This window comes from Bartonella sp. AA86SXKL, from assembly GCF_042196885.1.
This window is the reverse complement of record NZ_JBHIRE010000074.1, coordinates 369-1,776: the sequence shown is the minus strand read 5'-3', so window position 1 is coordinate 1,776 and position 1,408 is coordinate 369. Positions and strand designations below refer to the sequence as shown.

Annotated in this window: 1 protein-coding gene; it reads right to left on the bottom strand. The window is 39.5% G+C overall.

Annotated features, from left to right (window positions below; translation table 11 throughout):
- Positions 1–1,408, bottom strand: a 1,408-nt coding sequence (locus ACFIO5_RS09800) for a PAS-domain containing protein (protein ID WP_375705294.1), incomplete at both ends; no start/stop codon positions are given.

Below are 1,408 nucleotides of genomic sequence, written 5' to 3'. Positions count from 1 at the left end.
TGATCATGCCATTTTTGAGGTCCATACGACCTGAATATGTATCCCGTTCTTCAGCAAAACCGGTAATAAATTTGGTGAACCAGTCCCATTCTTGTCTCAAAGTTAGGGGTGAACAATAACTTTGTAATTGTGTAATATGGGTGCCTTCTACCAATAAATTATAGGGTAGAGACCATAATTTTGATAAAGCAGGATTTGATAAACGAAGGCATCCATCAGTGCCAAAGACCACCACTCCTTCTGAAAGTTTATCAAGTGTTTCGCCTTGTATTTTAATGAGTGTATTATAGCGCTGTTCAAGATCAATTTTTTCTGTGAGATTTTCGTAAAGCCAAGTGACACCTCCTTGTGGGTGAGGACTAGAAATGACACGCACTGTGCGCCCATCTGGAAGATTCCAAATTTGTTGATTTGATTCCGTTTGCCGGTAAGCTTTTAAAAGTTCTTCTTTCCAAGTGCGCCAATCCGGGTGTTCACCAATGAGCCCTTTTTCACGCAAACGTTCAAGAAACAATGTATGGCTTGGTTCACTTTCTAGAAAGGAATTCTCTAAGGGCCATAAAATTTTAAAGGCATGGTTGCAGAATTTTAATTTTTGATTGCTATCGAAAACAGCTACAGCTGTTGAAATTTGATCAAGTGTTTCACAATGGTTTTGAAAAACACGTCTTAGTTCATTGGCAAGATTTTCATATGCACTATCATCACGGGCAAAAGCCGCCATCCCTTCGGCTGTTGTAATCCGTGTGAGATGAAAGCGGTGCCGTTCTCCATCAAGGACCGTATGAACGTGCTCTTGAAAAACGGTTTCTGTTTCATCTGTTTTGCGTTGTGTTGTTTCATTGAAAAGGTCAACTACTTCGTTACTGCCTTCTCGAAAGCCTGTTATTTCTCTAAAGGCGCGGTTGATAAAGCAAATTTTTCCTTCACGATCTTTTATACAGACTGGTTCTTGAATAACATCGAGAAGGTTACGCTGCATTCTCAGTTCGGTAAGGATTCTTGCAATATTTTTCTGTAAACGAGCATTTTCGCTTTGTTGTAGTGAGATGTCTTGAAAGCGTGCAATGGCTACTGTTCCAGCAATAACGCCTGTAACATGCAACAGCATATTATTCTTGGTGAAAAGAGAAAGTTCAAAAGGATGAGACTTGTAACGTAATTGCTTTAATGCGTAATCAAGTTCCCGCAGAGAATTTTCTTCAAGCCAGAATTCGAAACGCTGAAAATCTTGTTGATGAATTCCCACTTTTTGCAATGTTGGAATGTTGCCAACCACACGAGGTAAAGCCGTTGGGTTTTCCCAAATAAGAAGATACTGTCCGGTTTCTTCCAGAAGCCATTCATAATATTTAAGTTTTTCAGAAAGATCTGTTTGAAATGTCTGCAGAGGCTTTTGTAACGTTTT